We start from the raw sequence: 26,502 nt of genomic DNA on the forward strand, positions 1-26,502 counted from the left end.
TACGGAATGTGTTACTATCTAAGTAAAAACATCTATTATGAATTATAAAAAATTAATATCTAACCGCTTGTCCAATTTCCCAACTGTCCCAACTGACAAAACAGGAGCCGTAATAGGACTATTAGCTGGATTAGCGGTAGGTGCTGTTATAGGGCTTTTATTTGCTCCCGACAGCGGAAAAAAAACAAGAGAGAAAATATCTGACAAAGCATTAGACCTTGCAGATAATGTAAAAGATGGTTTTCATTCCATTAAGGATAATTTCAATAATGGAAAACAAAGCCTTAGTGGATTAAAAAATCAGGTTGTAGACAACGTGAAAACCAAAGTAAACACTGTTTCGCAAGAATTTAAAGACTTTAGAGATACAGAACTAGAGAAAGCAAAATCAGCAATTAAAAACACTGCCGATGATGCCAACGATGCAATACAAAACGCCTAGTTTTTTATTTAATATCGAGAGCTATCCTTTGGTGGTTAAAAAACATTTTGGTTATCGGTACAAGCATTAATCCGCATAATCCAAAAACAACAAAGGATACTCTTAAATTAAATGCATGCGCAAGGTATCCAATTAATGGAGGTCCTAAAAGCATCCCTGTTATCGAATAAGTGGCTATAATCGATATAGCCATACCCGGCGAATACTTTTTTGAAGCTCCTGCCAAGGCATACGACATTGGTATGATTGAGGCTGTTCCAAATCCTACAAGAGAAAAGCCGACCATTGCAGTCCAGAAAGTTGGAAATATAACAGCCAATGAAATGCCAGATACAATAAATGCAGCACTCATGATGTATGTTTTGGGCATACCAATTCTTACGATAATGAAATCGGACAGGAACCTTGAGGCAGCCATAAATGTCATAAAGATCAAGTATCCGTAGGTGAATATAGAGACATTTAGTACTTCCTGAAAGTAAATCCCACTCCAATCAAACATCCCTCCTTCGCATATTGCGCATAAGAACACAACTATACCAAGGTAAAAGATATAAGGATCTGGCTTACTTAATATCAGCTTATTACCCGTTTCTGACTTATCTCCTTTTAATAAAAATTGATATGAATATAGGGTTACAAGCAACATCAGTCCGGCAACAATAGAGAAATGGACGGCTAAGCTTACGTTAAAAGTTAACAAAAGCGTGGACAATGCAATTCCGGCTATCCCACCTATGCTCCAATACCCGTGAAATGAGCCTATTATCTTTTTTTCAAACCTCTTTTGTAGTGTTAAGGTTTGTGTATTAACCGATATGTTGAATATTCTGGTTGTAAAAGCGAACACACATATGGCAAAAACAAGGCTAAGCGTATTGTGAGCAATTCCTATTAAAGCAAGTGAAAATGCATTTAAGGCATAACCAACTGCCAATGGCACACGACTATTATATTTAGACACTAACCAGCCAGAAATCGGTAAGCCGATTAAAGAACCAACCGGCATCGCCAACAGAATAGTTCCCAACTCTGCCTCGTTAAACCCAAATGCGGTTTTTATGGTTGGAATTCTTGATGCCCAGGTAGCAAAGCTGAAACCTGAAATAAAAAAGAAAAGGCTTAAGAAAAACCTATGTTTACTGTTTGAAATCATTAACAAGAGATGAAAAAATTAAATTAATCACTCTAAAGTGCAGCTAGTCGTAATTAATAGGATACAAATGTAAACATTCCTTTTGGAGCTGAAAAAACTATTTAGCAAGTTAATTAGATTATTTTTTTCATGGAACTTGATAAAATTATTTATTGGATTCTGATAGTGATTTGGGTTGATGATGATGAAAATCCGAAAGGAATTGTAGAAATTTGAATAACCAAAAAGAAATAATGGAAGAGTTAAAAGAGAAATTATTCGGATTAGAAGAAAAAACGTCAAGATTAGAGCAATCAATGTTTAAACTCGAAACAACGATGTCTAAGCTAGAAACCACCGTGTTTAAACTCGAAATCACGGTACTCAAACTAGAAGAATCGATAGCCAGCCTCATAGAACTTGCCAATGGCACCCATGCAACGATAAGAGGGATAATTACAACAGTTGACGAAAACTTTGCTAAAATAGATGAAAGGTTCAATAAAATGGAAGGAAGGTTCAATACAATGGAAGGAAGATTAGGCAACATCGAAAAGGAACTAAATATCCTCACAAAAGATACATCAACCAGCTTCTGGCATGTAAGCACCAAACTGGATAGCATCTCAGAAGATACATCAACTACCTTCGGGCATTTAAGCACCAAACTGGACAGCATCTCAGAAGAAATCGCCAAGATTAGCATCGCAACCCGATACGAAGAGGAGTTTCAAAATCTAAGAATGGTTACAAAATAAGTAAGGGATCTTTGAATAAGGATTGTTGGGGTATTGTATGGGGATTGCGTCAGTATCAACTAGGCTACCCCTTCGCTTCTCCTACGTTTCCCCTACAATGCGCATTCGTTCTGAAACGAAGTTGTAGTGTAATTGGTTCGGATTTCATTCGAGTTTGATACTCACACAATAGTGACACATAGTGAAAGCACTAAGTCGCCTAGGGTAGTTTTTAAACCTCTACTATTTGTTTTTCCAAAAAATAACATAGCTTTACAAAAAACTTTAGGGGTGCCTTGCGCTGAGATATACCCTTTGAACCTGATGCAGTTAGTACTGCCGAAGGGAAAAGTAGAAGCAAATCTATTGCTATCTTTTCGTCCCACTATGGGCAATCTCTATAGTTTTTCCAATTTATTTAAAGATGGAAATAACTGTAAATCAACAAAATTACGAGTTTAACAACCCTTGTTCTGTAGAACAAATGCTGTCTGTTATTAACGTTCAGGCTAAAGGAATCGCTGTAGCCATTAATCAAACCATCATTTCTAAATCTGCCTGGGCCGAGCACGAGTTAAAACATGGCGACCAGGTAATTCTCATTAAAGCCACTCAGGGCGGTTAATGACCCAATCTAGTATTAAATCAATCCTTCATTATAAATTAAAGCATTTATGAAAAGTGAAAAAACGCCAACCGAAGAAGTGATCAGTCGCAGCCCCTTCCCTGCCTCACGCAAGATTTTTGTAAAAGGACAATTGCACGATATTGAAGTTGCAATGCGGGAGATTACTTTGAGCGATACCAAGATTCACAATGGCTTCGGCTTAACAGAACCAAACCCTCCGGTAACAATTTACGATACCAGCGGCCCTTATACCGACCCTAACGCACATATTGATGTAAGGGAAGGTTTACCAAGACTAAGAGAAAAATGGATAACCGGCAGACTGGATGTAGATCAATTGGATCATATTTCTTCTGATTATGGTCAGCAACGTTTGGCCGATAGCAAATTGGATTCGTTGCGTTTTGCTTATATAAATAAACCTTACAAGGCAAAAAAAGGCGCTAATGTTTCCCAAATGCACTATGCGAAGAAAGGCATCATTACTGCCGAAATGGAATACATTGCCATTAGAGAGAACCAAAGAATAGACCTTTTAAATGAGCAATTGGGCGCTCAATATGATGTAATGAGCCACCAACACAAAGGCCATAGCTTTGGAGCAAACACACCTAAAGGCTACATTACACCAGAGTTTGTACGCGCTGAAGTAGCTTCGGGCAGAGCTGTAATTCCTTGCAACATTAACCACCCAGAGTTAGAACCAATGATTATTGGTCGTAATTTCCTGGTTAAAATCAATGCCAACATCGGTAATTCGGCTGTAACCTCTTCCATTGAAGAAGAAGTTGAAAAAGCGGTATGGGCTTGCAGATGGGGTGCGGATACGATAATGGACTTATCGACCGGCAAAAACATTCACGAAACCCGCGAATGGATTATCCGTAATTCACCAGTTCCAATTGGGACAGTTCCAATCTATCAGGCATTAGAAAAAGTGAATGGAAAAGCCGAAGATTTGACTTGGGAGATCTTTAGAGATACTTTAATTGAACAGGCAGAACAAGGTGTAGATTACTTCACTATACATGCAGGTGTGTTGTTGCGCTATATCCCGCTTACTGCAAAAAGAGTAACCGGAATTGTATCAAGAGGTGGATCAATTATGGCAAAATGGTGCCTTGCACATCACAAGGAAAGCTTCTTGTATACTCATTTTGAGGAGATCTGCGAGATCATGAAAGCTTATGACGTTGCCTTCTCTTTGGGCGATGGTTTAAGACCGGGCTGTATTGCCGATGCTAACGATGAAGCCCAGTTTGCTGAATTGGAAACGCTTGGCGAATTAACCAAAATTGCATGGAAGCATGATATACAGACTATCATTGAAGGTCCTGGTCACGTACCAATGCACCTGATTAAAGAAAACATGGAGAAACAGTTGGAACATTGTTCTGAAGCTCCTTTCTACACTTTAGGTCCATTGACTACTGATATTGCTCCGGGTTATGATCACATCACTTCAGCCATTGGCGCTGCAATGATAGGTTGGTTTGGAACTGCAATGTTATGCTATGTTACGCCAAAAGAACACCTTGGCTTACCTAACAAAAAAGACGTTAAGGATGGTGTAATTACCTATAAAATTGCTGCTCATGCTGCCGATTTAGCGAAAGGTCACCCAGGTGCACAATACAGAGATAATGCTTTAAGTAAGGCCAGATTTGAATTTAGATGGGAAGATCAGTTTAATCTTTCGCTTGATCCGGATACTGCAAAGGAATTTCATGATGAAACCTTACCTGCCGATGGTGCTAAGATCGCTCACTTTTGCTCTATGTGTGGACCAAACTTCTGCTCGATGAAAATTACGCAGGATGTTAGGGAATATGCCGCAAAACAAGGCGTTGATGAACAAGATGCACTGACCAAAGGAATGGAAGAAAAATCTAAAGAATTTACTGAAAAAGGCAGCGAAATCTATTTGTAGATGAATGTAATTGTAATTTCTAACCCTTCTGCCCTTAGTAATGAAGCTAAGATAATTAATATGTTGTTTGAAAATGGATTAGATGTATTTCATTTAAGAAAAAATTCAGGTACTAGATCGTATTGCAAGCAGTTGATTTCCGAAATTGATGAGGTATATCACAACAGGATCGCCTTGCATCAGTTTCACGGCCTTACAGCCGATTTCGGGATTAACCGATTACATTACAAAGAGCAGCAGAGAAAGCAATTACAGGAGGCTAAAACAGGGCTTAATTTTAAAGACACGGTGTTGAGCACTTCCATCCATCAACTTGAGGACGTCAATGATTTGAAAGGATTTGATTATGCTTTTTTTGGACCGGTATTTAACAGCATATCCAAACCGGGGTATGCTGGTGTACTTGGTGCCGATTTTAGGTTACCGCAGCGATTAAGCAGCACAAAGTTGATAGCACTTGGTGGAATCAATGCCTCTAACTTTGATGAAGTTAGTTTAATGGGATTTGACGGGCTTGCACTATTGGGTTTTATCTGGAATGACCTTTCGAAAGCTGTAAGTAATTTTAAAAGTATAATGGAAAGATGTTAGCAAACAGACCATACGCAATTAGTATTGCTGGATTTGACCCTAGTGCCGGCGCTGGTGTTTTGGCTGATGTAAAGTGTTTTGAGCAGCATCAGGTTTATGGTTTCGGTATCTGCAGTGCGTTAACCGTACAAACAGATAGTGAATTTTTACAGAACGACTGGTTAGATTCGATTCAAATCATTGCACAACTTGAACCTTTAATGACCAGGTTTAAAGTAGTAGCTTGTAAAATAGGGCTAATCAAAGATGTTTCTGTTTTACATGAGGTGATTGTTTTTTTAAAATCAAAAACACCTGATTTAAAGATCATTATTGACCCTATATTAAAGTCTAGCTCAGGGTATGAGTTTCACGATTGGGCAAATGGAATACGGGCATTAGCACCTGTGCTTAAACAAATAGACCTGATTACTCCGAACTACAATGAAATGCTGAGTTTAGGAGGCCAAATAGAGTCGATAAGCTTTTGGGCGCAGTATTGTGCTGTTTTGTTAAAGGGAGGCCATAGCCCAGCTTTAAGGGGCACTGATTATTTGTATGAGAGCGGTAACATCCATGAATTTAGTCCTGGGGTTGCTGATGTTCATCAAAAACACGGCTCTGGGTGTGTTTTATCCGCAGCTATTACAGCAAATGTGGCATTGGGTTATTCCTTAAAACAGGCTTGCAGCAATGCTAAACTATACATCGAAAAATTCTTAAACAGTAACAACACCCTACTTGGGTACCACTCATTATGATTGATAAACTACATTATATATCGCAGGAAACTGACAACATCAGTCACCTTGATGCCATTGAAAAAACACTTATTGCAGGCGCTAAATGGATACAACTGAGGGTTAAAAATAAGCCTGAAGAGGCGATTCTTGAACTGGCTATTAAAGCTAATAAGCTTTGTAGAACTTATGGAGCGAGACTGATTGTAAATGATCATCCACTAATTGCGCTAAAAGCTGAAGCTTATGGCTTGCATTTGGGGTTAACTGATATGCCAATTGCCGAAGCAAGAAGCATTGTTGGTGAGCAAATGATTATCGGCGGTACGGCTAACACCTTTGATCATGTTAAACAAAGGGTGGCTGAAGGTGCTGATTATATTGGATTAGGCCCTTATCGCTTTACCAATACCAAACAGAATTTAAGTCCTATAATCGGTTTAGAGGGCTATGAAGCAATTATGGAACAGGTTTCTATATCGGGCATCACCACTCCTATTATTGCAATTGGAGGTATTGAATTGGCAGATATTCCTTTGATTATAACTACCGGGGTGCATGGTGTAGCAGTTTCAGGGGCATTAACCAATCAGAATGACACAGCAGCCATCATAAATAGAATTTATGAAAATTTATTAGCTCCGTCATCCTGAGTGTATCGTCGTCATGAATCGGTCGTCATCCTGAATTTATTTCAGCCCCCCTCAAGAGAAAGGCTCCCTTGCAGGTGAGAGGTCCTGAAATAAATGCAGGATGACGGAGAAGCGAAGCAGGATGACGAACTAAAAACAACACTGAATACCAACAACATAAACAAATTATTATGTTAAAAATAGCAAAATCAAAATGTTAAAAATAGCAGATAAAATATTTAAATCCCGCCTATTTACAGGAACCGGCAAGTTCAGCTCGGCTACTGAAATGGAAAGAGCATTGCTTGCTTCGGAATCGGAACTGGTAACTGTTGCACTAAAAAGGGTCGATTTGAAAGACAATGATGATGATATTTTAATTCACTTAAACCATCCTCATATTAACCTTTTACCGAATACTTCCGGTGTTCGCAATGCAAAAGATGCTGTTTTTGCGGCTCAAATGGCAAGAGAATCTTTAGAAACCAATTGGATTAAGCTTGAAATTCATCCAGACCCTAAATACCTTATGCCCGACCCAATTGAAACACTAAAGGCTACAGAAGAACTGGCAAAATTAGGTTTCATTGTACTTCCGTACATACATGCAGATCCGGTTTTGTGCAAACGATTGGAAGATGCAGGTACATCGGCAGTAATGCCATTGGGCTCTCCTATTGGCAGTAATAAAGGTTTAAAAACAATAGACTTTTTAGAAATTATTATTAGTCAGAGTAATGTACCAGTAATTATTGATGCCGGAATTGGCGCACCTTCTGATGCAGCTAAGGCTATGGAAATTGGTGCTGATGCTGTTTTAGTAAACACAGCCATCGCAGTATCTCAAAATCCTGAGCTAATGGCCAGAGCTTTTAAAATAGCCGTTGAGGCAGGCAGAATGGCTTTTGAAGCCAAGCTTGGTTCTGTTAATTTACATGCTGTAGCAAGCAGCCCATTAACCTCATTCTTAGATGACTAAATTCACAGACCTCTTTGAATCCTGCAGCTGGGATGAGACCAGTAAAAGCATTTACGCTAAAACCAGCGCAGATGTGGAGCGCGCTTTAAATTCACCTCAAAGAACATTGGAAGATTTTAAAGCACTCATTTCTCCCGCAGCGGCTCCTTACCTGGAACAAATGGCACAGCTTAGTCAGCAGCTAACCCTTAAGCGCTTCGGCAAGGCCATTCAGATGTATGTGCCGCTATATCTTTCTAATGAATGCAATAACATTTGCACTTATTGCGGGTTTAGTTACGACAATAAGGTTAGGAGGAAAACGCTTACTCCAATGGAGATTATGCAGGAAGTAGCCGTGATTAAAGACATGGGATACGATCATGTTTTACTGGTTACTGGCGAGGCCAATCAAACGGTCCATACCGAATACTTTAAAAAGGTATTGGAACTTATCAAGCCTCATTTCTCTCATATATCAATGGAAGTTCAGCCATTGGATACTGAAGATTATAAAGAACTTACTCCTTATGGACTAAATACAGTTCTTGTATATCAGGAAACTTACCATCAGGAAGACTATAAAAAACATCATCCAAAGGGAAAAAAGTCTAATTTTCAGTATAGATTAGAAACTCCCGATAGATTGGGTGAGGCCGGAATCCATAAGATGGGATTGGGTGTACTGATAGGTCTGGAGGATTGGCGAACTGATTCCTTCTTTACCGCAATGCACCTAAACTACCTCGAAAAGAGATACTGGCAGAGTAAATATAGCATCTCATTTCCGCGCTTACGCCCATTTAGCGGAGGTTTGGAACCTAAAGTTGTGATGAACGACAAAGAGCTTGTTCAACTGATCTGTGCATACCGATTGTTTAACGAAGAGGTAGAATTATCAATTTCTACACGAGAATCCATCGTTTTTAGAAATAATATAGTGAAATTAGGGATCACATCTATAAGTGCAGGTTCTAAAACTAACCCTGGTGGGTACGCAGTTGAACCGCAATCGTTAGAACAGTTTGAGATTTCTGATGAACGCAACGCGAAAGAAATAGCTCAAATGATCAGCTCTCAAGGTTATGAACCTGTATGGAAAGACTGGGATGTTAGCTTAACTAAAAACTAAATTGACAATGGATAGCGCTGAACTAAAGAGATATAACAGACAAATACTACTACCCGAACTGGGTGTAGAAGGTCAGCAAAAGCTAAAAGCGGCTAAAGTACTGATTATTGGAGCTGGTGGTTTAGGTTCTCCGGTGCTACTTTATCTTGCCGCAGCCGGAATAGGAAAAATTGGTGTTGTTGATCATGATACGGTTGATGAGAGCAACTTACACAGGCAAATACTGTTTAACAGTACTGATGTAGGCAACAGTAAAGCTGATACCGCAGTAAGTAAGTTGCAATTGCTTAATCCGCATGTTAGTTTCGTTTCCTATCCTTTTAAAATTGACACAACCAACGCAAATTCATTAGTTCAAGAGTATGATTTAGTTGTAGATGGCTCAGACAACTTCCCTACCCGTTATCTGGTTAATGACACCTGCGTTGCCTTGAACAAACCATTGGTATTTGGTTCTATATTTAGATTTGAAGGTCAGGTCTCTGTGTTTAATTATAATGGCGGTGGAGATTATAGGTCGTTATTTCCTGAACCACCCCCTACCGATGAGGTTCCAAATTGTGATGAGGGTGGAGTAATTGGAACTTTGCCTGGTATTATTGGTAGCTACATGGCTAATGAAACCATTAAATTGATTTGTGGGTTTGGCGAATTGCTATCTGGTAAATTACTTATTACTAATGCACTGGATAACTCGTCCTTAATTCTTAATCTAGGTAAAAATGAGAAGCCAATTAAAACAGAGTATCAATCCGTTTCGGATAAAAACTATAATAATGGCTATGAAGAAATAACACCGGAGGCATTTGAGGAATTAAAAGAATCTTTGTTTTTAATCGATGTGAGAGAGGATTTTGAATATGAGGAATACAATATAGGTGGATCTAATTTCCCATTATACGAACTCAACGATCATCTTCACACCATCCCTACTGATAAGAAAATTGTGCTTTGCTGTACAAGTGGTTTAAGAAGCAGGATAGCTTATAACTTGCTAAAAGAAAAAACAGATGCTCAGATGTATATCCTAAGCCTCAACAAATAAGTTAAAATTTCTTTCAATATTTTAACCACTATATATTCTTTTCTACATAGACTTGCAGTGTAGATCTACAATCTTAAATAAATCATAAAAAACCTCAAAAATTTAAATGAAAAAACAGATTGTAAAAAAAGAAAGTACTAGTAAAAAAACAGAAGTTGGTAATACAGTTAAAAAAAAGCCGGTTAAAAAGGTTATAGACAAAGACGGAGAAAAGAAATTCAGAATTCAGGAACTGATGAATAACCTAACTCATAGTAGCTATAAGTCTATGAGAAGGGAATTACCTAAGCTAATTGGCAAGTGTATAAATACTTTAGACAACTATAGTAACATACCAATTGACTCAAAAGAGGACATCCCATATCATGCGGCGCTCACAATTGAAAAGTATTTTTGCATTGAGGCAGGCTCTCTTAGCAATTTACCCACTCAGTAATGTTACCTTTGCAATTCATAAAGAAATACAGTCATTTCTGGCTTATCAGAAATGACTCAACATAGTGACCATGATAGCAATAGGACAATACAACGATTTAAGAATAATAACTAAAACAGAAGCAGGACTTATTTTAACCGAAGGGGAGAAAGAAGTATTACTTCCTTATAATGATGTTCCAAAGAATGCCGAAATAGGTGATAACATAACGGTATTCGTTTATGTTCACAAAGATGGCAGGTTAATGGGTACTACAAAAAAACCTTTAGCATGTGTTGGCGACTTTGCTTATCTAACGGTTGTTGATGACAGTGAAGATGGTGCTTTTATGGATTTGGGCCTGGATAAAGACATTTATGTTCCTAAAAGAGAACAAAAGCGTCCAATGTTTAAAGGAGATCGTCACGTAGTTTATGTTTTTCTTGATGAAAGTAATGACCGCATGGTTGCTTCTTCGAGGTTAACCAATTTTGTTGAAGAGGAAGATATAGATTTAGAAGAGGGTGATGAAGTAAGTTTACTTATCGTTGATCGTTCTGACCTTGGATATAACGCCATCGTAGACAACAAATATATCGGACTACTGTACACCAATGAATTGTTTGATGTGCTTAACCCGGGTGAAGTTAGAAAGGGTTGGATTAAAAAGATCCGTGTTGGTGGTAAGATTGATTTAAGTCTGCAACCAATGGGTTATGGTCATATCCTTGATACAAAAGATAGCGTATTGGACGATTTAAAAGAAAGCGGTGGTGTAATTCCTCTAGGTGACAAAAGCTCTCCTGAAGAAATATACGCAAGATTTAAGATTAGCAAGAACGCGTTTAAGAAAGTAATTGGTGGATTGTATAAAGATCGTTTGATTACCGTTTCAGATCACGAAATAAAGATATTGGTTGATCACGAAGCAGAGTAACGAGAAAAACAGTACAAATAAAAAAGAGGCTGATCATAATTTGCACGGCCTCTTTTTTATTTGTACTTCCGTCATCCTGAATTTATTTCAGGACCTCGCAACTGGTATTCAAACCTTGCTTAAACGAGGTCCTGAAATAAATTCAGGATGACGAACGCTCAATAACAGAGCCAGTCTTTTAGTTAAATCCTTTTCAATTTTAAAAGTTAAATCCTATTGATAAATATGGCATTGTTGCTTCCCTAGAGAACCCTACTGTTGCCTGTATCAAAATTACCTCACCAGGAATCACGTACAATCCACCACCGTAACCATGGTGCCATCTTGAAGATGATTCTCCTTTTTCCCAAACCCTACCTAAATCATTAAAAGCGATCATCCCAACAGTTCCAGGAACTAGATAAGAAGTGAAATTAAACAGCTTTAACCTCATATCAAGGTTATGGTAAGCCATTGTAGTCCCCGTAAACCTTTTGCTGTTAAAACCTCTTAAACTACTAATTCCTCCTATTTGCATGTACTGAAAGAAAGCAGGAGCACCAACAACAGTACCTCCACCTATCCTATTGGCAAATACCAATCCTGATTTTCCAGGATTAATATAGAAACGAAATTCGGAAGTTACAGCGCCATACTTATCATTGGTTTTATCAACCCTTTGTTGTGCTGTTAAAGATGTTTTCCAGTATAAACCTTTTTTAGGGTTAGTTATATTATCACGACTATCATAGGTCCATCCTGCTACAAAGCCGGCATAGTATTTATCCGAAAAGATCTCTTCTGATGGATTAGCGGCATTGTAGTCAGTAAAGAAGCGCTCTTCATTTCCTGATTCTGTACTAGTATAGAACGACCCTAACACACCACCTTCTATTCTTAGGTGTTTATTCAACTTTCTGCTTAGCCTTACATCTACATTTAAGTAGTCATAACGATTTCTGTAATAAGAAATTCCATCCTCACGATCTGACTCCTCATTATCATCATTATGCTCATGGAGATATTGTGTATTATTTCCAATTCCGAAGAAATTACTCAAGTTATTCGGCCCCAGTAAATTTGCATGTACAATTAGATCATTATTGCCTACAGCCTTTTTAAAATCGCCCAGGTAATCCAGAATAAATGATTTCCTTCCGGTTGAATAGTTAGCCCAAAACTCGTGTTTTGATGCGTATGGGTCTTTTCTAAAGCCTTGTTTTTCTATAATATAACCTAAACCGACCTGTACACCCTGATCTATATTGTAATTCAGATTAAAAAGAACTCCAGACCTGTCATACAAAAAAGAATTCTTATCAAATTTGTTTACAAGGGTGTCTTTTGCAAGACGCATCTTAGCCAAAGCATTATCCGGAAATTGATTGGACTCATCAGAACGGTCATATATGTAAGGCTTAGTTGAAACATCTTGGGCTATTTCGAACTTATCAGCATCATCTCCCCCAATCATCCTAACTTTGATTTTTGAGTTTTCTTTACCTCTAACAGAAAAAACATCCTCTCCTGCCATTCCAAACAGCCTAACCTCTTTAGTTACATTAGGATCAAATGTTCTTTTATATACTAACCTTCCGTTCTTACCTTCCTTATTGATATTATACACAGTGACCTCCACGTTTCCGTTATCTGCATAATTGACATCAAAGAACTCCTTTTTATCAGAAGTTGGTACATCAACATTTATTGATAAAAACTTATAGTATTGTAAAGCAAACGTATCTAATTTATCTCTCCTTGATTTAAAGTGACCAATCAATTGATTACCACTAAGCTTAAATACTGTATCGGGCATCTTTCTGAAGGCTGTATTGATCAGATCATCAGTTAATTTATCCTGAATAAATTTAACTGCATCCTTCCAGTCCTGCTCATTAAGCTCATTTAGAAAATACCTATCGAAATACCTTTCGTTAAAGTTCCAATGGTTTACATCTCTAATATTATCACTATAAGGCTGTAAATGTGACTTTAGCCACTGGTGGTTCAATATCCAAGGGAATACTCCTGATGTTTTATAGAACACTTTATCTCTATCTCTAGGAACAGGAATATAAGTGGTTTCGCCCTTTGCCTTCTGAGCCAGCCAACGCCAGTTATCTTCGTGTCTATCCCAATCCCCCAGAACAAAATCAAGCAGTCTGGCTCTTAATGTTAGCTTCTGATCTGACCTATGGTCATTGTCCTCTTGTATTTTACGTTGTACTTTGGCCGTGTTATCTGTTTCTTCCTCAAAAGGAGATCTTGGCTCTAACAAATAAGCAGCATTTGCAAATTTCTCTCTGTACTCACCCAATCCCTGATCATCTCCTACATAGACGATTTCCGGCTTTGAATGAGGGATTTCTAGTGCATCAGCTAAAGGAGGCACAATCAAAGCTGCGAAAGGATGATTCGTAGAAACCTGATCCTGCGCAATATCTTTAGCAATGGTTGGTCTTAAGTTTTCAGGCAGGCCCTGTTCAGGATATTTCTGTATAGTCCTTAAAACATACTCTCTGCCAGTTGGATCTACTAATCGCAATGAACGAGTTTGCATACCGCCTCCCAGTTTAACGATCTTTAATCCGCCTTTTTCTTTCTGAAGGTCAATAATCCTAATTTTTACAGGCGTTGCCCATATCTGACGATAGCTTTCGCCAAGCCAAAACCTATGAAAACTGCTTACACTATTGTACTCAGGTGCTATTGCAACTGTAATGGAATCTGCTGGTTTCTGCACCTGAGCTATCACGGGGATAGACAAGGTGATTAACGCGGCGCTAACGAGCTTCTTTAGAGGGCGCATATTAGTTAATTATTCTTTTTAAAGTTACTCCTACCCTTAGCGCCTTTAATCCCTCTACACCTTGTAATTCTTCTATTTCTAAATGTTCAACGTCGTTATTCAATAAACCACGATTTTGAAGCTTTTTAATATATCCCAGGTATTCTCTTGATTCAGAGCTATTAAAATACACTATAGCAATCTTACCCGGTTGTGTTAACCTTTCGGATGTATCTTTAATATGAGCCTTATCAATTCGCTTTTTAACCATCTGGTAGCGAATATTATAACTACCCTCTACATCAAACCTTTGTTCATCTATTCTAAAGCTCACATCAATAGGCTTGTCATAAACAAAAATAAGCTGTGTCGTTTCCAGTGGTAATGAGAAATATGGCCCTAAATTACTTGTCGTTTGAGCAATCTCTGCCAGTACCCTCAACTGTTTTAATCTGAATGTATTCAGTAAATCTTCAGGCATTGGGATTTTAGGTCCTATAGATTGTCCTACATAAATATCGAATTCCACTCCGTCTGTTCTAAACTTTTCGAAATAACTTGGATAAACATTCTGAATTTCTGCATTAAACTCATCAAGATGGCGTGTTACTGCCACATTAATCATTTGCATACTCTTCTCGTAACGTTCTCTGTTTTCAAAAACCTTTCCGTTAACACCTGTAAGCGTAAAATATCTATCTATTATACTCTTTATTTCAGGATAGTTATCCCTTAAATGATTCAGGGAAGCCGGTATTTGTCGCTGTAAGTAATCTTCTGTTTTTAAGATTTCACGATCAGAAAGCTCATCCAAATCTTTGTACTTCCAAATTGCTGCCTCATATGGTATTTCGCTCTTTTTACAAGCTGAAACAGTATTTCTGATAGCGGTAAGCGTTTCTTCTAGTATTTCGAAATGAACATACAGATCTTTCCTTATTGCCGAATTACGCTGTATACTTGAGTTCCTAATGTCTACAGCCCCATAAAAAGGAAATACATTTCTAAAAAATATAGGTTCAATTGGCAAGTTTCTATCTCTGGCACCAGATTGTATATAATTAAATGCTGCCTCGTGGAAACGCCATTGAACTGAAGGCTGTAATGCGGTAAACTTATCCGTAATTACATCCTGAATTTCATTATTAAAATCTATAATGATGTTATGGAATAACTGCGCCAACAGAGGAAAAGAAGCTTCTATTTTAGTAAGTGTATTTCCATTAAATTTACTTGAGTCTTTTGTATATAGCTCTAATGCCCCTACCAGCTTTCCATTATAATATAAGGGAAACAAAGCATACGATTTGATTCCTACTTCATCCAACAAAGTAAGCATAGGGTAAACTTCATGCTCTTCGTCGGTTATATCTGGAAAAATAAGGGTACGCGGATTATCAAGATAATCTTGAATCAAATGCAAATACTCAACATCATCCTTTTCTCTTGCCAATTGTACTACTTTGCTCTGAAAACCTGATTGTTCATTAATCAGTAGTTTCTTATTGAGTTTAAGGTATGGAACCATACCAAAGTTTATCTCATCAGATCCAACAAGCGTTTTTAGAGCAGTTGCAATATCCCTGCTATGTTGTCCATTTTGAGATTCATTGTGCTCTATAACCAGATTTTTAACGGTTTCTAAAGCATACTCAGCTGTAACATCGGTTAGGGTTACAATAGATATCCCCTCAATACTAAAAATATCGGGTGGTATTATCTTGGTCAATATCTTTAATGAGTTCCGTTCATCCTTAATATAGTCTTTTACATCCTTTAAATTATATTCAGGTAATTTAGTCTTTGCCCTGATATCCAAAAAACGAGTATCCACATTTAAGCGATAATACTTAAGCAAATGGGTTTTAGGATCTATAATAGATTTAACAGTGAACTTATTGTTGTTTAAGGAGAAGTTGTAAAACTTCTCAAGAATAAGGTTATAAAAGGTCGATAGCAGACTTTTATCCATCTCCTTTTTTGATGGCAAGCTCAAATCTGATTTTAAACTGCACATGGATGGCTCCATAAATACACTATAAAATGCATCGGTACCATAATGAAAACACGGAGAAATGGGTGTACCTAATGCCCAAAATTGCTGACCTTCATCATTAATAATAGGCGACAACGAGGTATAAATTAACTCAAAAAGTGTAGAATACTTCTTAGCATCCTCAGGAGCTATTGGATTTCTAAGCTCAGGATAATGATTAAATTGCTCTAATATATATTTGTAGAAGTTAATCTTGGCAGTTTTTTCCTCAATCGCTCTTCTTTGAACATATTCAATAAATGGATTTAAGGACAATTTAATATCTGCACCTATCGGATGTCTTCCTGGTTCCTTTACTGTTTGATTTAGATTTAGCGTTACTGATTGCATTGATATATTTGTTACAGCGCCTTAATAACAACATTAAAACCCTGAAATAAATTCTTTAATAAAAATAAAAAACCTGTTCAAAGGTAGCACCTGTATTTGCTAAATAAGTAAAACGAGGGTAATTATTTAACAGCTCCTGTGCTACTTACTGCTGGGTGTATACTTGAATTTGATAATATTGCCATCTGTTAGCTCGTCTCCTTCGTTGGATATATATAGATTCAAGTCCTTATCAAATGCAATCCCCTCAGGCTGATTAAAGATAGAAGAACTTAAATGGTGTGCTTCTTTTACATTCCATTTATCATCGGTTATAACCAAAAGTTTGCTTACTGACGAAACAATATACCACTCATTCGTTTTAGGATTTTTAGCCATTGCCGAAGCCCTCAGGTCATTCTTAAATTTAGGATAAACAGCTTTAAGTTGTTTTAAATCAATTTTAAAGCTACCTGAGTTTACCAAACTATCCGTAGATGGGTTATAGTCAAGTATGTATCCCGTTACTGTTTTTGCTTTTTTATCAATCGGACAGTTTTTACACAGTATGTATAGCTTGTTGGTAGCAGCATCTGCGTATAAACTTTCATATTCTGCTTTTGGCACCAAATGTTTTGTCTCTTTTACAACATCCGATTTCTCTTTAACTGCTTCTGAAAAAGGGAAAGAATATAATGCGCCATTACTTTTAAGAATAAAGACCCTATCATGAAATATGCTTACATCCTCATAATCTCCTCTTGATCCGAACCTCATATTCTTTTGTTCTTTCACATCCCATTTTTGCCTAAACAACTTACCTTCCTCATCCTGAATACTGTAAATTGTATCACTATTACTATCATGAAAGGCAATACCTGATATTTCCAGCAAGCTAGAAGGCATATTGAACTTATCTGGCTTTGTTAGGTCATAGCCTTTAGGGCTTGTGTATTTACCTAATGGGCTTTTACATGCATAGGCTCCAAAAAGAGCCAATAAAATAACAATACAGAGGCATTTAGAGTAAATTCGCTTCATAAGCAACTTAGGTTTATATTGTATTAGTATCTTTCAAAAATTTATAAATTGATTCCTGAGCATTCTCCTGTAACTGTAAGTTAACTATTTTCATTATAATTTCCCTTAATTTTGGATCATATAATGGGAAACAGACCTCAATTCGACTATAAATATTACGATTCATCCAATCAGCCGAGCCCATAAATATTTCCTTGTACCCGCCATTCTCAAAAATAAATATTCGGCCATGTTCAAGATAGCGATCAACGATTCGGGTAACGGTTATATTTTCACTTAATCCGACTTGCCCAGGGATTAAACAACAGATTCCTCTTACTATAAGCTGTATTTTAACTCCTGCCTGTGATGCTTCGTAAAGCTTAGCTATCAGAATCTTCTCTTCAAGGTTATTTAACTTAATAGTAATTCCATTAGCTATCCCCTCTTTGGCATTGTCAATTTCTCTTTGTATAAGACCAATAAATCTGTGCTGCAAATTAAATTGAGCTACCAATAAATGCTTAAAATCAATCTGATCTTCCAGCGAAGGTGCTTTCTTACTTTTACGCAAAAACCCAAATAAAGCTTCCAGTTCTTTGAGCATCGGCTGATGAGAGGTAAGCAGAATTTGATCTGTATAAAACCTTGCTGTTGATTCATTTAAATTCCCGGTTGCCATCAAGCCAATAAACTCTTCATGCCCACTAATAACTCGCTTTGCAAGAGCAACTTTAGCATGCACCTTTAAATCAATACTGCTGTATACAATTTTTACTCCTGCAGCTTTCATTTGCTTAGCCCACTTAATGTTATTTGCCTCGTCAAATCTGGCTTTTAACTCAACCAGAGCGGTTACTTTCTTGCCATTTCTTGCTGCAGTCATTAGTGCACTTACAATCCTCGAATTGTTTGCAACCCGGTAAAGTGTAGTATATATCTCTTCTACATATACATCGTTTGCAGCCTCATTAAAAAATCTAAGTATTGAGTCGTAGCTTTGGTAAGGAACATTAACAAGTAAATCTTGCTTTAAAATAAGATTAAACAACGTATCCTTTTCAGAAATCAGAATGGATGATAATGATGGCCATTTTGGATAGCTAAACTCTTCGCCATTTAATGGAAAACTATTCAGGTCTTTTAGATTATGGTATCGCCCCCCTTCTACAATGGACGCTCTTCCCAATTTCAGCGAATAGATCAGGCGATATAAATTCCTTAGAGGAATACCTGGCTCAATTAAGAAACGCGTTGCAAAACCAAAATCACGTGTCTCCAGTTGGCGTTCCAAAACGGTTGTAATATCCCCTTCCAAACCATTGTCAATTTTCAATTCCGCATCACGGGTTATTTTAATATTAAACACCCCCATTATGGTATCATTTGGAAATAGGTACGATAGATTATACTTTATAATATCTTCCAGAAATACAACATACTTATGTCCATCATGATCTAAGGCATACAAGCGCTGTAAGCTCTCTGATGGAATATTAATTAACTCAAGTCTTTCCGCTCCCACCGTATCCTTCAATATTACCAACTGATATAGTTTATTGTTTTCTGCAAAAAAATCGGTAAGGTCTTTATCGATGCAAACAGAATAAATATAAGCTAACACTTCGTTAAAGAACAGGTTTACAACCTGATCTGTTATTTGTGAAGGAATGGGTTTGTTATAGATCCAGTGAATATCCTGTTTGGCCAACTGAGGTAGTATTTGGCTTGCAATGATTGCTCCAAATTGCTCTTGTTGTCTGTTAATTTCCGCTTTAGCAAGAGCATAATTACCTGTCGAGTCAATATCTTGTACATGCTCATCAACTGCCATGAGTACTGGCATCCTCACTCTGTAAAACTCATCCAGATTTGAAGAATAAATAGAAAGGAACTTAATCCTTTCCAGAATTGGGACGGTATCTTTTGATGCTTCCAGAAGCACTCTTTCATTAAACCCAAGCCAGCTCAGATCTCTGTTAAAAAAAACCGTTTCAGCCATAAGGTGGTTACATTGTTACCAGTGCCGACGCAATAATAAAGGCCAATACTGCTGCTACAATACCGAACATAAAAACGTTGTAGGCAATTCTTAACAACCTGTATTTACGACCTAAAACTACACCCTGAGCGTATACGTCCTTTATCAAACTACCATACAAGAAATCACGATCGTCCATCATTTTTATCATACCACTTTCGTAATCAGGCAAACTCATGCGATAAAAATTACCAAAAAACAGCAAATTTACACGCTTCTCCTTGATGTCATCGGGCGTAAACACCCCTGTTGGAATTGAAGGTCTGGTAGCAAGAATAGAAAACACCATAGTAACTACGCAAATAATGAGCAGAAGTAACGTTGGTATAATCAAATGAGGATTATCCTCTAGCTTACGTAACAATACACTCAAAATAACCGAAAGGATAATAGAATTGGTAGAAATCATAATATGAGCCTTATTATCAGCCATATCACTTAAGCGCTGGTGGTTGGTGGACGTTATCCTAAACATCGTTTCAATACCACGACTTGGCTTATCATCCTTATTCTTTTTACTTTCCTTTGATCCGTTTTCCTTCGAATCGCCAGTTTTAGAAATTCCGGTCGTATCCACGTTTTGTTCTGTGATGAGTTTATGTTCCAGCTCCGCCAGATTTAATGCTTTTTTCGAGTTAAGCAATTGTTGACAGAACTCTGTATGATAATGATGAGCTTTGAATAATGCTATCGTCTTAATTCTCCAATCAGCCTTATCAATTTTATGTTTTATAAATGCTTCGGCCTCTTTACGCATTAATCGATTGCGTTCCTTAAAACTGTCACTTCCCAGATGAAAAAGGTCAGCGTCACATACAATCTCCTGTAATAATCCTGCAGGCGATTGAGGCATTTTAGTGGCCATAATACAACCCTTCACCTGCTCTATTATGTCAGGAGTAACACCTTTATCTGATAAAAAATCGTTAGCTAAGCTTGTTCCCTTAATTTCATGCTGACTACAATCAAACAAGTATCCCATATCATGAAACCAACTTGCTGCAACAACAATAAAAAAATCCTGATCCGATAACTGGTAATGGTTAGCAATCCTAACTACGTTTTCTACAACCTGTTCGGTATGGTGTAAATTATGATAAGTGAACCTTTCGTCTTCGTGAGACTGAAACAAGCTTGCAACATGCGCTCTAAGCAGATCTAGTAATTCCCGGTATTGCATTTTTCAGTAGTTAGTAGGTACGGTATTTATTGTATAAATATGGGGGTTTAAATTTAATCTGCAAACTTTAATCGTGCCTTCATCAAAAATACATTATAAGGTTTCCACATCGACATCAGAAAATACAATTCATCACTATTCTCACTTGCAGGATGCATAAATGCACCATATAAACCAGGATAATCTGTTGCCTTTGCCAATGTTTTCTCAGCACTCCAAGGCCCGTTAATATTCTCTGCATCTCTTAATACAATCTCCGCCTTCTTTTCATTCAAATAGGTAATTATCCAACGTTTAAATTTTTTATTAAAAGCCAAAGAAAGCTCACCTAAGGGTGCATCTATTATTACATCAGCGCTATTCTCTTCATTTTTAACCCAACCTTTCGTATTATTCCAGTATTCATACGCATCCTGTTTTAAAATATCAGCTTCTTTGAAACGTGCAAGATGAGCCGAACCCCAACGTCCCGGAACAGTACCTATCATATACACAAAACCATTCTTTTTAGCATAAGCAACTTGTGCAAAGCTACTTAGGGAACCAAAACGCACTTCATTGCATTTAGCCCAATTTTGCCCATTATCAGTTGATTTGTACAAGCCTGAATAATTTGTTGTCCAACTGCCAATACCACCCCATTTCCTTACATCCATATAATGAACATAATCAGCACCCGCTGCATGTATTGCAGCAGTTGGAATAGTGGTATGGCTACCTGTCCCATCAATAATATGCGGACTTGGAACGATCTGATGTACTACCATATCGTCAAAAGTCAATCCATCCGCTAAATTTTTATCGGATGATAGCCCTAATACATTTGAACGCCAATCACCAGCACTCCCAGGACCTCCTTCATTTACTACTTTAAAGTCGGTACCGTAAGTATCTCCGAAAAAGAAGCCTACTTTTCCATTCCCCATTTTCCAGGCTATCCCTAAATCTGTCCCACCAACATTATAAAGCTCATTAGTTCTATTTGGATTAGGTAAAGTTTCTCCCGAAATACTTTTACCGGTTACCCTGGATACGCGTTCCAAATCAAATGGAATAATATCTCTTTTTACTGCTATAAACGCATAAAATGATACCGAAAGCAGACTTCCTGCTGCAATCAATACCGAACTTCTGATGTACTTATTCTTTAACATATATCTTTTAACCTAATAACCCTAACAAATCCTTTTTCGTTAGCGTCTTAAATATCGACTCTTCAGTTTTGATCAACTCTGTAGCCAAATCCTTTTTAGTGTCCTGCATCTTCATAATCTTTTCTTCAATGGTATCAGGACAAATCAACCTTACCGCAACAACATTTTTTTCTTGTCCTATCCTATAGCTCCTATCTATTGCCTGATTCTCGACAGCCGGATTCCACCATGGATCTATAATATAAACGTAATCGGCTTGAGTTAAATTCAATCCGGTACCTCCTGCCTTTAAACTGATTAGAAAAACGCGGATATTTGGATTGTCCTGAAAAGACCCAACCACGGCCGACCTATTTCTAGTTTGGCCTGTTAAATATTCAAACCCAATATTTCTATCTACAAGCTCCTGTTTTACCAGATCAAGCATAGTAACAAACTGAGAGAATACCAGAATCTTATGATGAGGAGATTTATTTTCGATCTGTTCAATCAATACCTCCAGTTTAGAAGATGTGTTCTCATGCTTACCTTCCTTTAAAATTGCGGGCGAATTACAGATCTGTCTTAATTTCGTAATCCCCTGTAAAACATGCATACTACTCTTAGCCAGCTCATCATCGGATTTACCTATCAGATAGTCGCGAATTTCCTCCTTACTAGCTTCATAAATATCGCGTTGTTCAGTTCCCATTTCACAGTAGATCACCATTTCTGTTTTATCAGGCAATTCCTTAGCCACTTGCTCTTTTGTTCTTCTGAGAATAAATGGATTGATCTTTTTCTGTAGGTCAAGTGCACTCCTGGTATCTTTAAACTGATCTATCGGCACTGAATAAAGCCTTTTAAACTGCTGTTTAGTTCCTAATAAACCAGGGCAGGCAAATGACAATTGCCCATACAAGTCAAATGTATTGTTCTCTATTGGAGTACCCGTAAGCACAACTTTATTCCGCGATTTTAATAAGCGAACTGCCTTATAACGCTGCGATTCCGGATTCTTAATCGTTTGCGATTCATCAAGAAAAATATAGTTAAATCTATAATCTTTAAGGAATCTGATATCGGCCAATAATGTTCCGTATGAGGTTAAAATGATCTCATAATTATCAAAATCATGAACTACTTTAGCCCTATCCGAGCCATACACTGTCCTTATTTTTATGGATGGGGCAAACTTTTCTACTTCTTGCTGCCAGTTAAAGATAAGTGAAGCAGGCACTACAATCAGATTGGTATTATGATGGCCTTTTTCCCTCTGTGAAAGAATAAATGCAAGCACCTGGATTGTTTTACCTAGTCCCATATCATCTGCCAAGCAAGCGCCAAAGTTAAAACCATCTAAAAAGTTTAGCCAGTTTAAGCCTTCCCGTTGGTATCCACGCAGTGTAGCATTAAGCCCAGCTGGAACCTCTACTTCTTTAATAGACTCAAAACTAGATAGCTTAGAACGATAAAGTTTCATTTCATCTTTAACTACTCCATCTAATTGTTCCAACTCATAAAGCTCTTCCACTGATGCATAATTAATCTTCGAAGTCCGTATAGTTTCTTCCACAACCTCTCCTGCACTAAAATAACCTGTAAACTTCTCAATCCATTCATCAGGTAATATGCCAAGTGTTCCATCGTCCAACTGAACAAACTTACTCTTGTTACGAATTGAGCGATGCAAGTGTTTTAGAGAAACTGCTTGTTTATCAAATTTAACTTTTACAGAGGTTTCAAACCAGTCTATACCACTAATCACGTTAATGGAAATATTGGCTTTATATGGATTTAGATTGTTGTTTTTTAGTTCGTTAAATCCAAGGATAGTAATCCCTTTGTCTCGCCATGCCTCAAAAGCATCCAAAAACCAATTGTTCTCAATAAATCTCTTTTTATGTAGATAAAAACAATCCGCATGTGCTTTTTCAGGCAGTTCTTGCACTTGCTCCTCAAAGAACGGGTGCTCTCTTGAAATGTTAGATATGAATTGAAATTCTATATCCTCATCTCTATTTAGTGTAAATATATTTCCTCTTTTATCCTTTGCCTTGATTTGCTTTCTGGAGAGTATTGGAATTTCCAGACTACCATATCTGATAACCGGTGTAACCAACACAAAATCTTCAGATTCAGACAAATAAATAATCTGTTCATTATCAAGATCAAACCCCTTCTCTTCTATCTGTTTTTTAGTGGCAGGTTTTAAATAAGAGTAATTGATTTTAACCTTATCCTCTAACTTAGAAAGTATGTTTTCCTGAAACAGTTCAAATTCCGATCTATGAACAACTATAATATCATTATGCTGTTTAAAGAAGGCCAGTACACTCAAAAAATAAGCATTATTGATCAGATAAAGTATATTGCCTAACTGAATAAAATAATGATACCTCACCTTCAGCATATCTAAAGCAAAAGGCTTATTTTCCAACATCAACCTTGCTGATATCTCAAAGAAGTCTCCCTTCTCATCAACGGTTAAAGTCAGATCAACCTTTAATACCTTCAGCTGTCCGGGCACTATAGAGGTTGCCGTTATATTAGTAGAAACCTTATCATCATGAAGATAAACATCTAATCCTAGTGGGTTTTTAGCCAATGCTTTAAGCCCTTCCAAATCAGATTCTGATTTACCTGCATCATAGTTATTTCTGAACTTAGAAATACCGGCATAAAACTTCAATTCCTCCTGACTTTCTGTTTTCCAGATCATGTCAGTAGGGTCGATAAAGCTGAGTGGGTTTTTAGGTTTACCGCTTACAGTAACTTCAGCTTCTGCAAGTTCTATTACTAAATGTCTGTAAAAACGATGCTGACTGAAGATCAGCATCATTTTAGTATTTCCCTTTGTTTCAGATACAGGCAATTTAACACTCTGCGAAGCATTTAAAATTGGCTTCAGTGTCGAGAAGTCAAAATGTTCCGAGTCGTATCCTTCTTTTTCCGTCATTCAGTATGGTAATAGCGATGTGCTAAAGATAATAATAAAATAAGGGCATTGGAGGGTTATTACGCTTTCAGATCCCCAATTAAACTTTCTCCAAATGTTTAATAACAGCCATAAGGTCCTGATCGCCCAGGCCACTCTCATTCATAGCCGCACTAAAAGTATTCAAAAGTGGTGCAGACAATGGAGAAGAAAGACCTGCTTCTTTTGCAAGTTTAAGATCCTTAACAATATATTTCAAAGCAAAAGCTGCCGGGTAACTGTCGTTAATAACTGAAGGGGTTTTAAGTTTGATGATTCCATTTCCACATGCGCCCTCATTAATAATGGTTAGCATGTTTTCTTTACTAATACCATTCTGTTCAGCAAAAAGAACAGTCTCAGCCAAAGCTTGTATGTTAATGCCCAATAGGTAATTGATGGCTAGCTTTGCAGAACTACCTGCACCCGCACCACCTAAATACAAGGATAGCTTTCCAAGTACATCAAAAAGAGGCTTTGCTGTTTCATAATTTTCAGTAGTTCCTCCTACCAAGATAATCAATGTTCCATCCTGAGCAGGTTTTACACTACCAGAAACAGGTGCCTCAATAAAATTCATCTTGTGCTCTTCGCAAAGGGCAGATAAATATTTTGACGTTTCCGGAGCAACTGTACTCATATCTATCAGCAACTTTCCAGAGTTCTCTCCAGAGAGCAAACCATTCGTTTCATTGTAAACTTCTTTTACTGCATTATCATCAGACAACATGGTAAATACCACATCACAGCTATCAACTAGCTCCTTAAGATCTTTTGCTGATTGTGCCCCAGCATCAATCAGCGCCTTTTCTTTATCCTTATTTCTATTAAAAACTCTAACCTCATAACCAGCTTTTAATAAATTTGCTGCCATAGCAGTCCCCATATTGCCAAGCCCGGCCCAACCTACCTTCAAATTACTCATATTTTTTATTTCCTTAATTAAGCAATGGCCTAACCATAATATCTTTATAATAGATTACACTACCCGGATCATGACCTTGTAAAGCAAAGGTACCATCAGAAATAGCCCTGCCACCTACATTCTCCTTACCTACGTTTTCAGGCTCGGTATATTCAACAACAGTTTTACCATTTATTTTAATGGTAACGTTTTTATCTTTCACCATGATATACTCCTCATACCATTCATTGTCTTTCACGTAAGTTTCCTTCACATCCTGAACTGCGTACAAGCTTCCCGTCCTGCGCCAATCGCTGTGAGAGTTATTTACTTGCACTTCATAGCCTTTGCCTGGAAAACCCTCCTGCTGAAACGCAGTATGAAAGTAAATCCCAGAGTTCGCTCCTGGTTTGGTCATTACCTTAGCTTTAAATTCAAAGTTCTTAAATTTATGATCACTTACCGCACCATCATAAAATAAATGTGAAACAGGCCCTGCAACTTTTATAGTCCCATTCTCTATACTAAAGGTTTCAGGATTTTGATTCTTCTTCCATCCGTTAAAAGTTTTACCATCAAACAAACTAACCCAACCGTCTGATTTTTGATGCTTTACGCTAGAGCAAGACAACAAAAAAAGAGGAATAGAACAGAGTACAAGGAATTTTTTCATTGTCTTATAATTTTAAGTTTAATATAAATTTATTTTAAAATAGGGTGTCTAAAAAAGGTTTGTTTACTCTACTCATCGTCATCCAGATAGGTAAGAACATCATCCTGAATTTATTTCAGGATGACGATAACGCCTTATTTA

General features: G+C 37.4%; 22 protein-coding genes and 1 riboswitch. Of the genes, 12 read left to right on the plus strand and 10 right to left on the minus strand.

Annotated features, from left to right (window positions below; all coding sequences use genetic code 11):
• Nucleotides 1-37: 37 nt before the first annotated feature.
• Complete coding sequence (locus HQN83_RS24270; protein ID WP_173094210.1) at nucleotides 38-442, plus strand: YtxH domain-containing protein; 405 nt, start codon at nucleotides 38-40, stop codon at nucleotides 440-442.
• Between the two features lie 4 nt (nucleotides 443-446).
• Here the strand turns inward: HQN83_RS24270 and HQN83_RS24275 are convergent, their stop codons facing one another.
• Nucleotides 447-1,598, minus strand: coding sequence for an MFS transporter (locus HQN83_RS24275; RefSeq protein WP_173094212.1), 1,152 nt, complete (start codon nucleotides 1,596-1,598; stop codon nucleotides 447-449).
• A 317-nt stretch (nucleotides 1,599-1,915) separates the two neighbouring features.
• Here HQN83_RS24275 and HQN83_RS24280 point away from each other — a divergent pair, with 317 nt between their 5' ends.
• The 11 genes from HQN83_RS24280 to HQN83_RS24330 all read left to right on the plus strand — a co-directional run bounded on the left by HQN83_RS24280 (nucleotide 1,916) and on the right by HQN83_RS24330 (nucleotide 11,301).
• Complete coding sequence (locus HQN83_RS24280) at nucleotides 1,916-2,335, plus strand: hypothetical protein (RefSeq protein WP_173094213.1); 420 nt, start codon at nucleotides 1,916-1,918, stop codon at nucleotides 2,333-2,335.
• A 256-nt stretch (nucleotides 2,336-2,591) separates the two neighbouring features.
• A riboswitch (TPP riboswitch) is annotated at nucleotides 2,592-2,679 on the plus strand.
• A 59-nt stretch (nucleotides 2,680-2,738) separates the two neighbouring features.
• Nucleotides 2,739-2,939: a sulfur carrier protein ThiS gene (gene thiS, locus HQN83_RS24285; RefSeq protein WP_173094215.1), complete on the plus strand. Its 201-nt coding sequence runs from the start codon at nucleotides 2,739-2,741 to the stop codon at nucleotides 2,937-2,939.
• A gap of 49 nt (nucleotides 2,940-2,988) precedes the next feature.
• Nucleotides 2,989-4,872: a phosphomethylpyrimidine synthase ThiC gene (gene thiC, locus HQN83_RS24290; protein WP_173094217.1), complete on the plus strand. Its 1,884-nt coding sequence runs from the start codon at nucleotides 2,989-2,991 to the stop codon at nucleotides 4,870-4,872.
• Nucleotides 4,873-5,463 (plus strand): thiamine phosphate synthase, encoded by a 591-nt coding sequence (locus HQN83_RS24295; RefSeq protein WP_173094218.1) that lies wholly within the window; start codon nucleotides 4,873-4,875, stop codon nucleotides 5,461-5,463.
• A complete protein-coding gene (locus HQN83_RS24300) occupies nucleotides 5,457-6,203 on the plus strand; it encodes a hydroxymethylpyrimidine/phosphomethylpyrimidine kinase (protein WP_173094220.1) in 747 nt (248 codons plus the stop codon). The genes HQN83_RS24295 and HQN83_RS24300 overlap by 7 nt, the downstream gene beginning before the upstream one ends.
• Nucleotides 6,200-6,835 (plus strand): thiamine phosphate synthase, encoded by a 636-nt coding sequence (locus HQN83_RS24305; protein ID WP_173094222.1) that lies wholly within the window; start codon nucleotides 6,200-6,202, stop codon nucleotides 6,833-6,835. The genes HQN83_RS24300 and HQN83_RS24305 overlap by 4 nt, the downstream gene beginning before the upstream one ends.
• Nucleotides 6,836-7,028: 193 nt before the next feature.
• Nucleotides 7,029-7,793, plus strand: a complete 765-nt coding sequence (locus HQN83_RS24310) for a thiazole synthase (RefSeq protein WP_173094224.1) — start codon at nucleotides 7,029-7,031, stop codon at nucleotides 7,791-7,793.
• Nucleotides 7,786-8,904, plus strand: coding sequence for a 2-iminoacetate synthase ThiH (gene thiH, locus HQN83_RS24315; protein ID WP_173094226.1), 1,119 nt, complete (start codon nucleotides 7,786-7,788; stop codon nucleotides 8,902-8,904). The genes HQN83_RS24310 and thiH overlap by 8 nt, the downstream gene beginning before the upstream one ends.
• Nucleotides 8,905-8,911: 7 nt before the next feature.
• On the plus strand, nucleotides 8,912-9,949 hold the full coding sequence (moeB, locus tag HQN83_RS24320) for a HesA/MoeB/ThiF family protein (protein WP_173094228.1): 1,038 nt from the start codon (nucleotides 8,912-8,914) through the stop codon (nucleotides 9,947-9,949).
• A gap of 106 nt (nucleotides 9,950-10,055) precedes the next feature.
• Complete coding sequence (locus HQN83_RS24325; protein ID WP_173094230.1) at nucleotides 10,056-10,385, plus strand: hypothetical protein; 330 nt, start codon at nucleotides 10,056-10,058, stop codon at nucleotides 10,383-10,385.
• Between the two features lie 70 nt (nucleotides 10,386-10,455).
• On the plus strand, nucleotides 10,456-11,301 hold the full coding sequence (locus HQN83_RS24330; protein WP_173094231.1) for a CvfB family protein: 846 nt from the start codon (nucleotides 10,456-10,458) through the stop codon (nucleotides 11,299-11,301).
• Between the two features lie 199 nt (nucleotides 11,302-11,500).
• On the opposite strand, the gene HQN83_RS24335 is transcribed toward HQN83_RS24330, so the two are convergent.
• From HQN83_RS24335 to HQN83_RS24375, 9 genes are all read right to left on the minus strand, one after another.
• Nucleotides 11,501-14,089 carry a BamA/TamA family outer membrane protein gene (locus tag HQN83_RS24335; RefSeq protein WP_173094233.1) on the minus strand — a complete coding sequence of 863 codons (2,589 nt, stop codon included), beginning with the start codon at nucleotides 14,087-14,089 and terminating at the stop codon, nucleotides 11,501-11,503.
• Nucleotide 14,090: 1 nt separating this feature from the next.
• Entirely contained in the window at nucleotides 14,091-16,454 is a 2,364-nt protein-coding gene (locus tag HQN83_RS24340; RefSeq protein ID WP_173094235.1) for a GAF domain-containing protein, read from the minus strand.
• A 141-nt stretch (nucleotides 16,455-16,595) separates the two neighbouring features.
• A complete protein-coding gene (locus tag HQN83_RS24345; RefSeq protein ID WP_173094237.1) occupies nucleotides 16,596-17,474 on the minus strand; it encodes an SdiA-regulated domain-containing protein in 879 nt (292 codons plus the stop codon).
• Nucleotides 17,475-17,487: 13 nt separating this feature from the next.
• Entirely contained in the window at nucleotides 17,488-19,455 is a 1,968-nt protein-coding gene (gene ppk1 / locus HQN83_RS24350) for a polyphosphate kinase 1 (protein WP_173094239.1), read from the minus strand.
• 7 nt (nucleotides 19,456-19,462) lie between these two features.
• Nucleotides 19,463-20,674 (minus strand): Pycsar system effector family protein, encoded by a 1,212-nt coding sequence (locus HQN83_RS24355; RefSeq protein WP_173094241.1) that lies wholly within the window; start codon nucleotides 20,672-20,674, stop codon nucleotides 19,463-19,465.
• A 53-nt stretch (nucleotides 20,675-20,727) separates the two neighbouring features.
• Complete coding sequence (locus tag HQN83_RS24360; protein WP_173094242.1) at nucleotides 20,728-21,828, minus strand: DUF4185 domain-containing protein; 1,101 nt, start codon at nucleotides 21,826-21,828, stop codon at nucleotides 20,728-20,730.
• Nucleotides 21,829-21,835: 7 nt separating this feature from the next.
• A complete protein-coding gene (locus tag HQN83_RS24365; RefSeq protein WP_173094244.1) occupies nucleotides 21,836-24,766 on the minus strand; it encodes a DEAD/DEAH box helicase in 2,931 nt (976 codons plus the stop codon).
• A 79-nt stretch (nucleotides 24,767-24,845) separates the two neighbouring features.
• Entirely contained in the window at nucleotides 24,846-25,709 is an 864-nt protein-coding gene (locus HQN83_RS24370; RefSeq protein ID WP_173094246.1) for an NAD(P)-dependent oxidoreductase, read from the minus strand.
• 13 nt (nucleotides 25,710-25,722) lie between these two features.
• A complete protein-coding gene (locus HQN83_RS24375; RefSeq protein ID WP_173094248.1) occupies nucleotides 25,723-26,361 on the minus strand; it encodes a 3-keto-disaccharide hydrolase in 639 nt (212 codons plus the stop codon).
• Between the last annotated feature and the right edge of the window lie 141 nt (nucleotides 26,362-26,502).

It is taken from the genome of Pedobacter foliorum (assembly GCF_013266735.1).
GTDB classification, from domain to species: domain Bacteria; phylum Bacteroidota; class Bacteroidia; order Sphingobacteriales; family Sphingobacteriaceae; genus Pedobacter; species Pedobacter foliorum.